Annotated in this window: 16 protein-coding genes and 2 pseudogenes; 11 read left to right on the top strand and 7 right to left on the bottom strand. The window is 63.3% G+C overall.

All coding sequences use genetic code 11. The features are described 5' to 3' along the window. A partial coding sequence (locus H3V53_RS40050; protein ID WP_336602544.1) for an acyl-CoA dehydrogenase C-terminal domain-containing protein occupies positions 1–238 on the top strand: 238 nt, incomplete at its 5' end. 94 nt (positions 239–332) lie between these two features. Here H3V53_RS40050 and H3V53_RS40045 read toward each other — a convergent pair. After that, positions 333–1,619 (bottom strand): D-amino acid dehydrogenase, encoded by a 1,287-nt coding sequence (locus H3V53_RS40045; RefSeq protein ID WP_336602543.1) that lies wholly within the window; start codon positions 1,617–1,619, stop codon positions 333–335. Between the two features lie 166 nt (positions 1,620–1,785). On the opposite strand from H3V53_RS40045, the gene H3V53_RS40040 reads away from it, so the two are divergent. Together H3V53_RS40040 and H3V53_RS40035 are read left to right on the top strand one after the other, a co-directional pair. Continuing rightward, positions 1,786–2,274, top strand: a complete 489-nt coding sequence (locus H3V53_RS40040; RefSeq protein WP_054925062.1) for an Lrp/AsnC ligand binding domain-containing protein — start codon at positions 1,786–1,788, stop codon at positions 2,272–2,274. A 121-nt stretch (positions 2,275–2,395) separates the two neighbouring features. Continuing rightward, on the top strand, positions 2,396–3,532 hold the full coding sequence (locus H3V53_RS40035; RefSeq protein ID WP_336602542.1) for a PA0069 family radical SAM protein: 1,137 nt from the start codon (positions 2,396–2,398) through the stop codon (positions 3,530–3,532). Between the two features lie 24 nt (positions 3,533–3,556). Here the strand turns inward: H3V53_RS40035 and H3V53_RS40030 are convergent, their stop codons facing one another. Continuing rightward, entirely contained in the window at positions 3,557–4,024 is a 468-nt protein-coding gene (locus H3V53_RS40030) for a TM2 domain-containing protein (protein ID WP_336602541.1), read from the bottom strand. Positions 4,025–4,473: 449 nt separating this feature from the next. On the opposite strand from H3V53_RS40030, the gene rpsP reads away from it, so the two are divergent. From rpsP to H3V53_RS40000, 6 genes and pseudogenes are all read left to right on the top strand, one after another. Beyond that, positions 4,474–4,728 (top strand): 30S ribosomal protein S16, encoded by a 255-nt coding sequence (gene rpsP / locus H3V53_RS40025; RefSeq protein ID WP_012400178.1) that lies wholly within the window; start codon positions 4,474–4,476, stop codon positions 4,726–4,728. Between the two features lie 93 nt (positions 4,729–4,821). After that, positions 4,822–5,520, top strand: a complete 699-nt coding sequence (gene rimM / locus H3V53_RS40020) for a ribosome maturation factor RimM (RefSeq protein WP_336602540.1) — start codon at positions 4,822–4,824, stop codon at positions 5,518–5,520. A gap of 24 nt (positions 5,521–5,544) precedes the next feature. Then, entirely contained in the window at positions 5,545–6,312 is a 768-nt protein-coding gene (gene trmD / locus H3V53_RS40015; protein WP_336602539.1) for a tRNA (guanosine(37)-N1)-methyltransferase TrmD, read from the top strand. 144 nt (positions 6,313–6,456) lie between these two features. Continuing rightward, positions 6,457–6,840 (top strand): 50S ribosomal protein L19, encoded by a 384-nt coding sequence (gene rplS / locus H3V53_RS40010; protein WP_054925058.1) that lies wholly within the window; start codon positions 6,457–6,459, stop codon positions 6,838–6,840. Positions 6,841–6,933: 93 nt separating this feature from the next. Next, the gene (locus H3V53_RS40005) at positions 6,934–7,632 is read left to right on the top strand and encodes a CoA pyrophosphatase (RefSeq protein WP_336602538.1); all 699 of its coding nucleotides are present in this window, start codon (positions 6,934–6,936) and stop codon (positions 7,630–7,632) included. 155 nt (positions 7,633–7,787) lie between these two features. Continuing rightward, a pseudogene (locus H3V53_RS40000) lies at positions 7,788–8,724 on the top strand (CobD/CbiB family protein). A gap of 25 nt (positions 8,725–8,749) precedes the next feature. Here H3V53_RS40000 and H3V53_RS39995 read toward each other — a convergent pair. The 3 genes from H3V53_RS39995 to H3V53_RS39985 are packed head-to-tail and all read right to left on the bottom strand — an operon-like array spanning position 8,750 to position 11,288. Next, positions 8,750–9,070 (bottom strand): putative signal transducing protein, encoded by a 321-nt coding sequence (locus H3V53_RS39995; protein WP_054925064.1) that lies wholly within the window; start codon positions 9,068–9,070, stop codon positions 8,750–8,752. A gap of 11 nt (positions 9,071–9,081) precedes the next feature. After that, positions 9,082–10,032 carry a ribosome small subunit-dependent GTPase A gene (gene rsgA / locus H3V53_RS39990; protein WP_336602537.1) on the bottom strand — a complete coding sequence of 317 codons (951 nt, stop codon included), beginning with the start codon at positions 10,030–10,032 and terminating at the stop codon, positions 9,082–9,084. Next, positions 10,029–11,288 carry a M48 family metallopeptidase gene (locus H3V53_RS39985; RefSeq protein WP_336602536.1) on the bottom strand — a complete coding sequence of 420 codons (1,260 nt, stop codon included), beginning with the start codon at positions 11,286–11,288 and terminating at the stop codon, positions 10,029–10,031. Before H3V53_RS39985 ends, rsgA begins: the two co-directional genes overlap by 4 nt. A gap of 133 nt (positions 11,289–11,421) precedes the next feature. Between H3V53_RS39985 and orn the strand changes: the two genes are divergently transcribed. Next, complete coding sequence (orn, locus tag H3V53_RS39980; protein WP_336602535.1) at positions 11,422–12,036, top strand: oligoribonuclease; 615 nt, start codon at positions 11,422–11,424, stop codon at positions 12,034–12,036. On the opposite strand, the gene mog is transcribed toward orn, so the two are convergent. Both mog and yjgA read right to left on the bottom strand, forming a co-directional pair. Beyond that, positions 12,037–12,672, bottom strand: a complete 636-nt coding sequence (gene mog / locus H3V53_RS39975; protein WP_336602534.1) for a molybdopterin adenylyltransferase — start codon at positions 12,670–12,672, stop codon at positions 12,037–12,039. After that, entirely contained in the window at positions 12,644–13,273 is a 630-nt protein-coding gene (gene yjgA, locus H3V53_RS39970; protein ID WP_336602533.1) for a ribosome biogenesis factor YjgA, read from the bottom strand. The genes mog and yjgA overlap by 29 nt, the downstream gene beginning before the upstream one ends. A 227-nt stretch (positions 13,274–13,500) precedes the next feature. Here yjgA and pmbA point away from each other — a divergent pair. Beyond that, positions 13,501–14,872: pseudogene (pmbA, locus tag H3V53_RS39965) on the top strand (metalloprotease PmbA). The last annotated feature ends 537 nt before the right edge of the window (positions 14,873–15,409 follow it).

Below are 15,409 nucleotides of genomic sequence, written 5' to 3'. Positions count from 1 at the left end.
GGGTAGCGTGCCGTATCTGAAGCTGGCGGGGACCGTGCTGGGCGGCTGGCAGATGGCGCGCGCGATGCTCGCGGCGCAACGCAAGCAGGCGGATGACCCGTCGTTCTATGGCGCCAAGATTGCGACGGCGCAGTTCTTCGCGGAGCATGTGCTGCCGCAGGCGGTGGCGCTCGAGGCGTCGATCGCCAGCGCGAAGGGCGCCGAAGGCGTGCTTGCGTTGTCGGAAGAACAGTTCTGATCCCAGCAAGCGCCTGCAGCATTCAGACGGGATGCAACAAACGACAACGGCGCCCTCAGGCGCCGTTGTTGCATCGACAAACGTTCAGAGCCGCTCAGGCATAAGCCGGGCGCGTCTGACCCACCGTCTCGCCGAGGTAGCGATGGACCGACAGATCGCCCGACTGGATCGCCGGGCGTTTGCCCGAAATGAGATCGGCGAGCAATTGACCCGAGCCGCACGACATCGTCCAGCCCAGCGTGCCATGTCCCGTGTTGAGGAACAGGTTCGACACAGGCGTGCGGCCGACGATCGGCGTGCCGTCCGGCGTCATCGGACGCAAGCCCGTCCAGAACGTCGCCTGCGACGTGTCGCCGCCGCCGGGGAACAGATCGTTCACGCACATTTCGAGCGTTTCGCGGCGTGCCTGCTTCAGCGTCTTGTCGAAGCCGACGATCTCGGCCATGCCGCCGACGCGGATGCGGTTGTCAAAACGCGTGATCGCGATCTTGTACGTCTCGTCGAGCACCGTCGAGACGGGTGCGGCGTCCGCGTTGACGATGGGCGCCGTGATCGAATAGCCCTTGAGCGGATAGACGGGGATTTTAACGATGTCCGCGAGGAACTTCGTCGAGTGGGAGCCCAGCGCGACGACGAAGCTGTCCGCCCGCACCATCTCGTTGCCGCACTTGACGCCGGCGATGCGGTCGCCTTCCGTCACGAGCGCGTCGATTGGCGTGTTGTAGCGGAACTTGACGCCCAGTTGTTCGGCAAGCGCGGCGAGGCGCGTCGTGAACAGCTGGCAGTCGCCCGTTTCGTCGCCTGGCAGGCGCAGGCCGCCCGTCAGCTTGTGCGACGTCGCGGCGAGCGCCGGCTCGGCGCGCGCGAGATCGTCGGGCATCAGCAGTTCGTACGGCACGTTCGCTTCTTCGAGCACGGCGATGTCCTTCGCCGCGCCGTCGAGTTGCTGCTGCGTGCGGAACAGCTGGAGCGTGCCGCCCGTGCGCCCTTCGTACTGGATGCCCGTTTCGGACCGCAGCGCCTGCAGACAGTCGCGGCTGTACTCGGCAAGGCGCACCATGCGGCCCTTGTTGACGGCGTAGCGCTCGGACGTGCAGTTTTGCAGCATTTGCCACATCCATTTGAGCTGAAATTGCGTGCCGTCGAGCCGGACGGCGAGCGGTGCGTGCTTCTGGAACATCCATTTGACGGCCTTCAGCGGCACGCCCGGCGCGGCCCACGGCGCCGCATAGCCCGGCGAGATCTGGCCGGCGTTGGCAAAGCTCGTTTCGAGCGCGGGACCCGCTTCGCGGTCGATCACGGTGACTTCGTGACCCGCGCGCGCAAGATAATAGGCGCTCGTTACCCCAACGACGCCACTGCCCAAAACGACGACTCGCATAGCTGCTCCAGTAAAGGTCGAAGGCTCGCGGCGTGCTGGGAAGCCTCGTTTTTCGTGATTTTGTTCGATTAACGAGGCGTTAGGCCGGTTGCCCAGTGTTATCCGCTATACTATTTGTGTCCGGGTAGGTTTTGTTATCGTATTTTTTTGATTTTCAGTAGAAACCATGCGTACACAACGTCACCCGGTCCGGGCGCTCGACAAACTCGATCACAAGATCCTGAAAATCCTTCAGAACGACGGGCGGATCGCCATGAAGGAACTTGCCGAACAGGTGGGTCTGTCGGTGACGCCGTGCATCGAGCGCGTCAAACGGATGGAGCGCGACGGCGTCATCACCGGCTATCACGCGCGCGTCAACCCGGCGGAACTCGGCGCCGCGCTGCTGGTGTTCGTCGAGATCACGCTCGACCACAAGAGCGGCAACATGTTCGACCAGTTCCGGCGCGAGGTGCAGAAGATTCCCGAAGTGCTCGAATGTCATCTCGTCTCGGGCGATTTCGACTATCTGATCAAGGCGCGCATCGGCGAAATGGCCGACTATCGCAAGCTGCTCGGTGACATCCTGCTCCAACTGCCGGGCGCAGTGCAGTCGAAGAGCTATGTCGTGATGGAAGAAATCAAGGAAACGCTGACGATTGCGGTCGCCGAATGACCCGGTGGGCTGTGCCCGCGGGTGTCCATAAAGATAGAACCGACCCTGAAAGTCACGCTCGACAAAAGCCATAAACACTGTATATTTGTACAGTATTCAGCGCTGCTTTTGACGTCAAACCGTGACCGACTCCGACCGAAATATTCCCGAATATCCGATCGCGCCGCCCGCTCCCCGCAAAGGGCGGGGTGCGGTCACGAACCTGCAGGGCCGCTACGAAGTTGACCAGCGCGAAACGGTGGACGATGGCTGGGTCGCGTCATCGGAAGAAGAGTGCGGCCGTCCGGCGCTGCGCACGCAGGTGTTCGAGGAACGCGCAAAGAGCATTCTCACGCATAACCAGTCGCCGGATATTCCTTTCAGCGTGTCGCTGAATCCGTATCGCGGTTGTGAGCATGGCTGCATCTACTGTTTCGCACGGCCGACGCACAGCTATCTCGGGTTGTCTCCGGGACTCGATTTCGAAAGCCGGATCTACGCGAAAGTGAACGCACCCGAGTTGCTTGCGCGTGAGATGGCGAAGAAATCCTATTTGCCGGAACCGATCGCGCTTGGCGTGAATACGGACGCGTGGCAGCCCGTCGAACGCGATCGGCAGTTAACGCGGCGCGTGATCCAGGTGATGAGCGAGCACAACCAGCCATTCGCCGCGATCACGAAAAATTCGCTGATCGAGCGCGACATCGATCTGCTCGCGCCGATGGCCGAAAAAGGGCTGACGATGGCGGCGATCACTGTGACGACGCTGGACGCCGACATCGCCCGCACACTCGAGCCTCGCGCCGCGACGCCTGCACGGCGGCTCAGAACGATCCGCGCGCTGAGCGAAGCAGGCATACCTGTGGGTGTCAGCATTGCGCCCGTCATCCCGTTTGTCACGGACCAGGACATGGAGCGCGTGCTCGAGGCCTGCGCGGAAGCGGGCGCGACGAGCGCGAGCTATATCGTGTTGCGTTTGCCTTGGGAAGTCGCGCCGCTGTTCAAAGGATGGCTGGAAGCGCACTTTCCCGATCGGGCCGAGCGCGTGATGAATCGTGTGCGTGACATGCGCGGCGGCAAGGATTACGACGCGTCGTTTGCGACGCGGATGAAGGGCGAAGGTCTATGGGCCGACCTGCTAAGACAACGCTTTGCGAACGCGGCGCGGCGGCTGGGCCTGAATGCGCGCAACCACGGCATCCTCGACATGTCGCATTTCAAACGCGTGGAGCCGCTCAAGCCGACCGTGCCCGATACGACGCAACTCAGCCTGTTTTGAGCGGCTCGCGGGTAATCGCTGCAATTATTGGGAGATCGCTTTTGCGGCCTGGACTTGAGATTCGAAATAGGTCTGAAAAGACAGCGCGAGCCCGGTCATTAGCAGGAACGCGCCGATCAGCAGCGAAAAAATCACGATGAAGATGACAGTCCAGCCCGAGCGGCTGCGGCGTTCGGTCCTCGTGTTGAACTGGGCGTCCCATTTGTCGTCGGGGCGCAGCCCGTAGACGAGTGCTGCTAGAAAGGCGGCGAGCATCGAGACGGCCCCGGGAAACGCCAGCAGCCAGCCCGTCATCGACGTGCGTTCAGTTGCAACGAGCAACATGAAGCCCGGAATGCCTACAATCGTTCCGACGAGGTGCGCCCAGCCCCACACGTCGCGCGATCCATACAGGTAGAAGCGATGCGCGCCGAGCGTCCCGAAGAAAAGCGCGAGCGCGGCGGTCAGTGTCTTGGAACGAAAGCGCGAGTTGTGCGTAGCGACGGTGGCCATGAACATGAGCGACAGGATGACAGACTGGAACGGACTGCGCGGACTGCATTAGATGGCCGCGCGCGCCGCGCACAGCCGACGCGCATTCTACGCCGCCCGTGTCGGACGCGGCACGTGCCCGCGGTTATGCTGGCATTCGGGCAAGCGTGGACAGCAAGCGCGGCACGCGATGCATGCGCGAAGTGCAGTCAGTGTCGCAGGCGGAAACGAGACGGCGTGGCAACCGCGCGACGCTATCGCGCGCAGCGAACGGAAACCCGGTCGCGGGCGCCGCATGCCGCTGTCGGGCCCGTCGCGCGGCCTGCTTTCGCGGTCGGGCCGAGCACTTTCGATCTCCCGCTGCGCCGCCGTTCTGTGCTTTATCCCGCCAAGTGTTTGTTGTGCATCCGGTTTCGGGATATAATCGCGTGTTTCAGTAGTTTCGAACCCCGGTTTTCAAGGATTCTAGTATGGTCATCATCCGCTTGGCTCGTGGCGGCTCGAAGAAGCGCCCGTTCTACAACATCGTCGCAACCGATTCGCGCAGCCGTCGTGACGGCCGCTTCATCGAGCGCGTCGGCTTCTACAACCCGGTCGCCACGAAGGGTGAGTCGCTGCGTATCGCTCAAGACCGCCTGACGTACTGGCAAGGCGTTGGCGCGCAACTGTCGCCGACCGTCCAGCGTCTGGTGAAGGAAGCGCAAAAGGCGCAGCCGGCTGCGTAAATGCAGTATCAAGGTGCATCGTCGGCTCGTGCGGCAGCGGTTCTGCGCGAGCTTCGGGTGTACGGGTTTGACGTATGCAGGTGAGGTTCGCTGATGTCGGAGCGTGATTCGGGCAGTTCAGGTCGCGCGAAGACGCAGTCGGCAGCGCGAGCGTCATTCGGCGCGTTTGTGCGTAAGCCGGTCGAACGGCCTGCCGCAGATGCCCAAAAGGCACCAGCCGCGCAGGAAATGCGTGCTGAATCGGCGGAAAGCTGGCCTGACGACGCAGTCGAAGTCGGCGCGATCGTCGATGCATACGGACTTAAAGGTTGGGTGAAGGTGGCCGCGCACGCGGACGCCGGCCAGGGCGGCGACGCCTTGCTCAGCGCCAGGCGCTGGTGGCTCGAAAACGGCCGCGAGCGTAAATCGGCGGCCCGCCTGCAGGCGAAGGTTCATGGCGACAGTATCGTTGCGCATCTGGGCGGCCCGGCCGACCGTGATGAAGCGCTAGCGCTACGCGGTTACCGCGTCTACGTGTGCCGCAGCGATTTCCCTGCGCTCGGAACCGACGAATATTACTGGGTCGATCTGCTCGGTCTCGATGTTGTCAACGAGGCCGGCGTTGAGCTCGGCAAAGTAGCGGATCTGATCGACAACGGTGCGCAGTCGGTGTTGCGCATCGAGTATGCGGCTACGGGCAAAGACGGCAAGCCGGTTACCGGCGAGCGGCTGATCCCGTTTGTCGGCGTCTATGTCAAAACGGTGGATCTGGCGGCGAAGAAAATCGTCGTCGACTGGGAAGCCGATTACTAAAACGTTCGCTTCACGGAGAGAGTGATGCAGTTCGATATCGTCACGCTCTTTCCTGAAATGTTTCGCGCGCTGACCGACTGGGGTATCACGAGCCGCGCGGCGAAGCAGGAGCGTTACGGGTTGCGTACGTGGAATCCACGCGATTTCACCACCGACAACTACCGCACGATCGACGATCGTCCTTATGGCGGCGGCCCCGGCATGGTGATGCTGGCCAAACCGCTGGAAGACGCGATCAATGCCGCGAAGGCGGCGCAGGCGGAGCGGGGCATCGGCGGCGCGCGCGTCGTCATGATGTCGCCGCAAGGCGCCACGCTGAATCATGACAAAGTGATGCGGTTTGCCGCAGAACCCGGTCTGATTTTGCTGTGCGGCCGCTATGAAGCGATCGATCAACGTCTGATCGACCGCGTCGTCGACGAAGAAGTCAGCATCGGTGACTTCGTGCTGTCGGGTGGGGAGCTGCCGGCCATGGCGTTGATCGATGCCGTCGTGCGTCATCTTCCGGGCGTGCTGAACGATGCGCAATCAGCCGTGCAGGACAGTTTCGTCGATGGCTTGCTGGATTGTCCGCACTACACGCGCCCCGAAGAGTACGACGGCGTGCGTGTGCCGGATGTGCTGCTCGGCGGCCATCATGCGGAAATCGAGCAGTGGCGGCGGCGCGAGGCGTTGCGCAATACGCTCGTCAAGCGGCCGGATCTGATCGATCGGGCGCGCAAGAACAAGTTGTTGAGCCGTGCTGACGAGGCATGGCTCGCAAGTCTCGCCAAGGAAGCGTCGAAGCATTGAGCTTCGCGCGACGAAGCGGGAATCAGGCGGAGTCGTCCATGCGTGGCCGGCTCCAGATGTGAATCCATCCTCTATCGGGGCCGTAGCCGAGCGCGAAGCGCAAAGCAGGTACGAACGCCGACAAGATGGCACCAGGAGTCAGTGATGAATCTGATTGCAAAACTTGAGCAGGAAGAAATCGAGCGCGCGCTCGCAGGCAAGACCATTCCCGAATTCGCACCCGGCGATACGGTCGTGGTGAGCGTCAACGTGGTTGAAGGTAACCGCAAGCGCGTTCAGGCTTACGAAGGCGTCGTGATCGCGAAGCGTAACCGTGGCCTCAACTCGTCGTTCATCGTCCGCAAGATTTCGTCGGGCGAAGGCGTCGAGCGTACGTTCCAGACGTATTCGCCGCTGCTGGCCAGCATCGTCGTCAAGCGTCGTGGCGATGTGCGCCGTGCAAAGCTGTACTATCTGCGCGAGCGTTCGGGCAAGTCCGCTCGAATCAAAGAAAAGCTCGTGTCGAAAGACCGCGCTGCTCAAGCGTAAAAGCTGTAAGAAAAAGCACCCGTCACGGGTGCTTTTTTGTTTGCCAGGTCAAAATATCGCTTCGTTCCACTCGCGCTCGTCTCGAGATTTCCATTGACCGCACCCTCACGTCCGTCCCGTCCAGTTTTTGATCCCGAAGCCTTGCCCGTCGAGGCGCCCGAAATCGAGCTGCCCGCCGTCGCGCCCGCGCGATTGACGCCGGACGGCGTGCGCGCGCGCTTCACGCAGAATCTCTCGTGGGAGCAGGAAACGCGCGAGGTCCGTTGGCGCGAGACGGGCGACCCGCGTGTCGCGGCGGTGCTGGTGCCGCTGGTCGTGCGCGAAGACGAGGTGACGGTGTTGCTGACGCAGCGCACGGCGCATCTGAACGATCATGCGGGGCAGGTCAGCTTTCCCGGCGGGCGCCACGAGCCGACTGACGCCGACGCGACCGCCACGGCGCTGCGCGAAGCACAGGAAGAAGTCGGTCTCGATCCGTCTCGCGTTGAAGTGCTCGGCGCGCTGCCGGAATATCTGACGGGCACCGGCTTTCGTGTCACGCCCGTTGTCGGGCTGGTGCATCCGCCGTTCACCGTGCAGGCAGACACGTTTGAAGTGGCCGAAATCTTCGAAGTGCCGCTGCGCTTTCTGATGGACCCGAGCAATCATGAGATTCGCGTCCTGAGCTGGGAAGGCGGTGAGCGTCGTTTTTTTGCAATGCCTTATCCGAGCGGCGAAGCGGCTGGCCATTACTTCATCTGGGGCGCAACGGCGGGCATGTTGCGCAATTTCTATCGCTTCCTCGCCGCCTGACGCCCGGTGGCGCTAAAAGTCACCCGGTTTCGCTGCATTACGTTTCGATTGGAGCCACTCAGGCTCATCCGACCCTGTGCTATCGTAATGTCCATTTCCGATAGCACGGCAACACCCATCCGCTCGGCAAGAACTCGAATAGCACGGCGTCTCGCATGACTTTTTTCTCCGTATTGTTGGCCCTCATCCTCGAACAGGTGCGCGCGCTGTCGCCGAACAACCCGGTGTCGGCGCTCCTTCAATACCATGCGGAATCGACGGCGCACGGCTTCGACGCCGGCAAGGAAAAGCACGGCTTTCTCGCGTGGCTCGTGGTCGTGCTGCCGTGGACGCTGGTTGTCGGGCTCGTCTACTACGTGCTTTACGAGATTCACTTCGCGCTGGCGTTCCTGTGGAACGTCGCCGTGCTGTACTTTACGCTCGGGTTCCGCCAGTTCAGCCATTACTTCACCGATATCCATCTGTCGCTGAACAACGACGACGTCCCGCGCGCCCGCGAAATTCTCAACGAATGGACGGGCATCGATACCGTCGACATGCCCGTCAGCGAGATCGTGCGCCATACGTTGATCCATGCCGTGGTTGCCTCGCATCGGCATGTGTTCGGCGTGTTCTTCTGGTTCCTGATCCCCGTCGGGCCGGCGGGCGCGGTGCTGTATCGCACGGCCGAATATCTCGCGCGCTCGTGGTCCAGGCCCGCCGACGACCGGACCGTCGCGTTCTCCAACTTCGCGCAGCGCGCGTTCTTCGTGATCGACTGGATTCCGGCGCGTTTGACCTCGCTGGGCTTTGCGATCGTCGGCAATTTCGAGGACGCGATCTACGCATGGCGCAATCACGCCCGTCAATGGCCTGACCCGAACGACGGCGTCTTGCTTGCGGCCGGCAGCGGCGCGCTGGGCGCGCGTCTCGCGGGGCCGCTCGCGGAAGTGTCCAGCTCGATGCGCTGCAACGGGCGACGGCGGCCCGATGCCCGTCGGCGACGACTGCACGCCGCGCACGCTGCAATCGGCAGTGGGCCTCGTGTGGCGCGCCGTCATTCTGTGGATGATCCTGCTGCTGATGCTGACGATCGCTGTCTGGCTCGCCTGATAATCCGAAACAAGCCGAAGCGACATCAATCGCTCAGCGGATCACGCGCTGTCCCGCAATTCCAGCACACGGTGAATTGCGCTTCGAGCATTTCGCCGCACTGTGCACAGCGCCACTTCGGCGCATCGGTGGCAGGACCGCTGCGCGCCGCATCGATCAAGCGCCTCGCCAGCGCTTCGTCGCGTTCGTCGACGAGCCACAACTCCGGCGCGCATTGATCGGCCGGAATCTCGCCGATCGCCCCGCTCAGGTAGCGGTTATGCAATTCGCAAGCGATGCCCGCTGCCGCCAGCAGATTGACCCAATGCTGCCCGATCACGACATTGGGCGCGCGCATCAGCTTCATCATGGTCACCTTCAGCGGACGATCTGGCTGGCCTCGTGCACGAGCTGCGTATAGAGCGCATGCCGTTCTTTGGCGATGCGCCCTTCGTCGACGGCTTCGAGAATCGCGCAGCCCGGCTCGTGCAGATGATGGCAGTTATAGAACCGGCAATTCGGCAGCAGCGGCCTGAATTCCGGAAACGCGCGTTCGAGCTTGCCCTCCGTCAGATGATGCAGGCCGAATTCCTGAAAGCCCGGCGAGTCGATCAGCGCGCCTTCACCACCCGGAAGCGGATAGAGGCGCGTGAACGTGGTCGTATGGCGGCCGCTGTTGAGCGCAGTCGAGATTTCGCGTGTCGCGACTTCGGCATCGGGGATCAGCAGATTGACGAGCGTCGATTTGCCCATGCCGGACTGGCCGAGCAGCAGCGTCGAATGGCCGCGCAGATGGGCTTCGAGCGTTGCGCGCGCGGCATCGGGCTGCGCCTTGATCGACACTTCGAGCACCGTGTAACCGAGCCCGCGATACAGTTCGAGCCGCTTGCGCGCAAGCGGCAGCGCCGCCTCGACGTCGATCTTGTTCAGCACGATCAGCGGCTTCAGCTCGTTCTCTTCGGCGGCGACGAGCGCGCGGCCGAGCAGATCCTCGCTGAAATGCGGCTCGGTGGCGAGTACGATCAGCAGCTGATCGAGATTGGCCGCGAACAGCTTCGACTTGTATTGATCCGAGCGATAGAGCAGATTGCGCCGCTCGCCGATCTCGACGATCACGCCCTGATCGGCGGAAGTCAGTTCGTACAGCACCTGATCGCCGACTGCGATCTCGCTGCGCTTGCCGCGCGGAAAGCATTGCAGCATGGCGCTGCCGTCTTCGGGCGCGACGATGTAGTGACGCCCATGCGCGGCGATCACGAGGCCGCGTGCGCGTTCCTGCGCGCGGTCGCTGGCGGCGGCGCGCAGCGCTTTCGGCGAGCGGCCGCTCATGCGTGACGCAGCAGCCGGTCGATCCGCTGCGAGGCGGGCGGGTGCGAGTAGTAGAACGCGGTGTAGAGGGGATCGGGCGTGAGCGTCGACGCGTTGTCTTCGTACAGCTTGACGAGCGCATTGACGAGGTCCTTGGCATCCGTTTGCGTCGCGGCGAACGCGTCGGCTTCGAACTCGTGCTTGCGCGAACTGAGGCTGCCGAGCGGCGTCACGAAGAACAGGAACACGGGCACCGCGAGGAAGAACAGTACGAGCGCGAGGCCGTCGTTGCTGCCCGTCATCGACGGACGCACGCCGAGGCCTTCGAAGAACCACGTGCGCTGCGCGAGAAAGCCGAGCAGCGCGAGCATCGCGAGGCTGAGCGCGAATGTGACGATCATCCGCTTGATCACGTGGCGCCGCTTGAAATGGCCGAGCTCGTGCGCGAGCACGGCTTCGATCTCGCTGCCCGACAGGCGCGACAGCAGCGTATCGAAGAACACGATCCGCTTGGACGAGCCGAAGCCCGTGAAGTACGCGTTGCCGTGCGCGGAGCGGCGGCTGCCGTCCATCACGAACAGGCCCTTGGCCGCGAAGCCGCAGCGCTTCATCAGCGCGTCGATGCGATGCACCAGCGCTTCGTCCTTCAGCGGCTCGAACTTGTTGAAGAGCGGCGCGATGAAGCTCGGATAGAGGATCAGCACGAGCATCTGGAACACGACCCACACCACCCACGTCCACCACCACCAGTACGTGCCCGCCTGGTTCATCAGCCACAGCACGACGAACAGCAGCGGCAGGCCGAACGCGGCGCCGAGCAGCACGCCCTTGACGCGGTCGACGACGAAGATACGCTTCGTCATCCGGTTGAAGCCGAAGCGCTGTTCGATCACGAACTGGCGGTAATAGTCGAACGGCAGGTCGATCACGCTGGTGATTGCGATCACGGCCGCGACCAGCGCGATTTGTCCGATGTAGCCGTGGCCGAGCCAGCCGCCGATCGCGATCTCGAGCGCCTGCACGCCGCCCAGCAGCGTGAGCGCGACCAGCACGGCCGCGCCGACGACGATCTCGATCATCGTCAGCCGCGTGCGCTCGACGGTGTAGTCGGCGGCGCGTTGGTGCGCGGTGAGGGGGATCGTGCCCGAGAACTGCGGCGGCACGCTGTCACGGTGCGCCGCAACGAAGCGGATCTGCCGCGACGCGAGCCAGAGCTTCGTGCCGACCATGGCCACGATGGCGATCACGAACAGAACGGTGAAGTACAGAGTAGGCATCCGGGGAATCCGTAGGTTCTATGCGAGAATTATATGTTTGTTCCCGCCTGGGGGCGGGAGCGCGCCATCATCGGCATGCGGCGGGCGAGGCCCGGCGGCCACGCCCGCGTCGTCTCCATTAAGGTTGCCTTCAATGACTGACATTATCGAATCCGTCGATCAGCCGCTCGTGCGCAGCGACATGAATCTCGTCTGGCTGGACATGGAAATGACGGGCCTCGATCCCGACAACGACCGCATCATCGAGATCGCCGTCGTCGTGACCAATTCGACGCTCGATAAAGTGGTGGAAGGCCCCGTGCTCGCGATTCATCAAAGCGACGAAACGCTCGCCAAAATGGACGACTGGAACAGGAACACGCACGGCCGTTCGGGGCTGATCGACCGTGTGCGCGCGTCGACGGTGACGGAAGCGAGTGCCACGGAACAGATCCGCGCGTTTCTCGGCCAGCACGTGCCACCCGGCAAGTCGCCGATGTGCGGCAACTCGATCTGTCAGGACCGCCGTTTCATGGCGCGCTGGATGCCCGAACTGGAAACGTTCTTCCATTACCGCAACCTCGACGTCAGCACGCTGAAGGAACTGTGCCGCCGCTGGCAGCCCGCGATCTACAAAGGTTTTCAGAAGCGCGCGATGCACACGGCGCTTGCTGACATCCATGAATCCATCGATGAACTGCGGTACTACCGCGAGCATTTCCTGATCCCGTCAGCGAGCGCGCCCGCCAGCGACGCGGCGGCGAAGTAATCAGCCTTGCCGTGGAGCGCGCACGGCGCTCTTCGGCCGGAACGCCGCCACCACGGCAGTGTTCGTCTCGATGTACGGGCCGCCGATCAGGTCGATGCAATACGGCACGGCGGCGAAAATGCCAGGCACGGTCACCTTTCCGGCTTCATCGCGCAAACCTTCCAGTGTTTCCTTGATCGACTTCGGCTGACCGGGCAGGTTGATGATCAGCGCGGCGCGCTCCGCTGTCTCGCGGATCACGGCCACCTGCCGCGACAGGATCGCCGTCGGCACGAAATTCAGGCTGATCTGCCGCATCTGTTCGCCGAAACCGGGCATTTCCTTCGTTCCCGCCGCAAGCGTTGCTTCGGGCGTCACGTCGCGGCGCGCCGGCCCCGTGCCGCCCGTCGTCAGCACGAGATCGCAGCCGGCTTCGTCGACCAGTTCGATCAGCGTCCTCGTGATGGTCCGCGCGTCGTCCTGGATCAGGCGCGTTTCCGTGCGAAACGGCGAGTTCAGCGCGCCGCCAAGCCATTCCTGCAGCGACGGAATGCCCTTGTCTTCATAGACGCCCGTGCTGGCGCGATCGCTGATCGACACGAGGCCGACGATCAGCTCGTCGGGATGATTACGCGCGGGAATCGTGATCGTGGTCATCGTGGTCGTCCTGGTCGTCAGGATGGTCGGAGTCGTCGCTGTCGGCTTCGTCGCCCGTGGCGCCGGCTGCCGTCTTGATCCACTGGAACAGTTCGCGGAAGTAGCGCGGCGGCTTGCTCTGCTGCGCTTCCTTGCGTGCGTTGCGGATCAGCGTGCGGCCTTCCTGCGGATCGGCAGCGGGATGCCGGCGGATGAATTCCGTCAGCGCGGCGTCGTCGGCGAGCAGTTGCTCGCGCGTGCGCTCGATCCAGTGCATGCGCGCCGTTTCGGCCTTGTTGACGCCCTTGTACTTGTCGAGTGCTTCGCGCAGCGCGGCAACCTCGGTCTCGAGCAGGCCGCGCATGACCTTGCCGACGTACTGCATCTGGCGGCGCTTGCCTTCGTGGTCGGTGATGCGGCGTGCTTCGCGCACGGCTTCGTCGAGCGCTTCGGGCAGCGGCATGCGCTTGAGCGCGTCTTTCGGCAGCGCGACGATCTCGACGCCCAGCTCCTGCAACGCGTGCATTTCGCGCTTGAGTTGCGATTTGCTGGGACGGTCGTACCCGTTCTCGTCGACGACGGCAGCGGGTTCCATGGGTTGAATGCGGGTTTTGCGTGTCATGCGCGATATTGTAGCGTGCCGGGCGCGGCCAGCGAGGCGCCATACCGCCCGCGCAGCCCGCGCCGGCGCGACGCCGTAGCGAATGCCAGGTGCGCCAGCGAAGAGCTTGCTATGATCGCGGGATGCGTCGGCGCACATGCCAGATCGAGCATGGCAGCATGCATCGACCGACGAATTCTCGCGGGCTTCGGCCCGGACCGCACGGCAACTCAGGACGGCAAACGACAATGGCAGCAGACACGGAAGCCCGGCAACGCTTTTTCCCGCACACGCAGGATGAACTGAAGGAAATCGCCTCCGACATTCTTCGTCACGCAAAGTCGCTCGGCGCAACCGACGCGGCGACTGAAATCTCCGAAGGCGACGGCTTGTCCGTCTCCGTGCGGCGCGGCGAAGTCGAGACGATCGAGCACAACCGCGACAAGATGGTCGGCGTAACGGTGTTCATCGGCAACAAGCGCGGCAATGCGAGCACGTCCGACTTTTCGCGCGATGCGCTGAAAGACACGGTGATGGCCGCGTACAACATCGCGCGGTTCACGGCGGAAGACGACTGCGCGGGCCTCGCCGAAGAAGAGCTGCTCGAAACCGAGCCGCGCGACCTGGATCTGTATCACCCGTGGAATCTGGAAGCCGACGAAGCCGTCGAGCTCGCGCGCCGCGCGGAAGACGCTGCATTCGCCGTCAGCCCGCAGATCAAGAATTCGGAAGGCGCGAGCGTATCGGCGCAGCACTCGCAGTTCGTGCTCGGCACGACGCGCGGCTTTCTCGCCGGTTATCCGTATTCGCGCCACTACGTGGCGTGCGCGCCGATCGCAGGCAGCGGCCGCAACATGCAGCGCGACGACTGGTACACGTCCAAGCGCAGCGCGGGCGAACTGGCTGATCCGGAAGCCGTCGGCCGTTACGCCGCCGAGCGCGCGCTGGCGCGCATGGGCGCGCGCGGCCTCGATACGCGCAAAGTGCCCGTGCTGTTCGAGGCGCCGCTCGCGGCGGGGCTGCTCGGCGCGTTCGTGCATGGCGACGAGCGGCGGCGCGCTGTATCGCAAGACATCGTTCCTCGTCGACAGCCTGGGCAAGCCGGTATTCGCGCCGCACGTGCAGGTGGTCGAAGATCCGCACGTGCCGCGCGCGATGGGCAGCGCGCCATTCGACGAAGAGGGTGTGCGCACGAAGCAGCGTTCCGTGGTGAAGGACGGCGTGGTCGAAGGCTACTTCCTGTCGACGTACTCGGCGCGCAAGCTCGGCATGCCGACCACGGGCAATGCAGGCGGCTCGCATAATCTGTCGCTGCGTAGTTCGCTGACTCAGGCGTCGGACGACTTCGAGGAGATGCTGCGCAAGCTCGGCACGGGTCTGCTGCTGACGGAACTGATGGGGCAGGGCGTCAACTACGTGACGGGCGATTACTCGCGCGGCGCGTCGGGGTTCTGGGTGGAAAACGGCAAGATCCAATATCCCGTCGAGGAAATCACCGTCGCAAGCACGCTGCAGGAGATGTTCCGGCATATCGTCGCGATTGGGGCGGACACGATTGTCCGCGGGACCAAGCAGACGGGCTCTGTGTTGATCGAGCGGATGACTGTTGCTGGGCAGTGACTCTTTTTTAGCCTGCGCGGCTGGCGATGTGGTTTGTGTTTTTTCGCTGGTCGCTCTGTGAGGGCGCCTTTGCGGCGCGGGCTTTTGGCGTATTTGTTTTGCGTTTTGCGTTTTGCGTTTTGCGTTTTGCGTTTGCTTTTTGCGGTGGCATCCGCTCCTTGTCTCTGGTTGATTAGCGTTGCCCCTGTGCGGGGCGGCACCTACTTTTCTTTGCAGCGGCAAAGAAAAGCAGGCAAAAGAAAGCCGCTCACACCGCCAGCCCGTGTTGCCACCCACGGGCTCTCCACGTCCCCGTCGTTCTGGCCTCGATACTCTTGCTCGCGTGAGTCGCCAGCGCTTTTGAAACGCGCCTCACCCGCATCACGCACCCGCGCCGGGGCACACGCCAGCGAATGGCGCATGCCCTGTGCGGCAAACTCTGTGTAGGCATTCGCGCCGCACGGGAAACCGTCGCTACGCGTTGGTTTTCGGTCGGGGCGCTGCCCTGTACGGCAAGACAACCTGCACAGAGTTTGCCGCAAAGGGGCGCTGAAGTTT

This window comes from Paraburkholderia bengalensis (assembly GCF_037126505.1).
Taxonomy (GTDB): domain Bacteria; phylum Pseudomonadota; class Gammaproteobacteria; order Burkholderiales; family Burkholderiaceae; genus Paraburkholderia; species Paraburkholderia bengalensis.
Note: the sequence above shows the minus strand (reverse complement) of the source record. Positions and strands in the feature narration are given on the sequence as shown.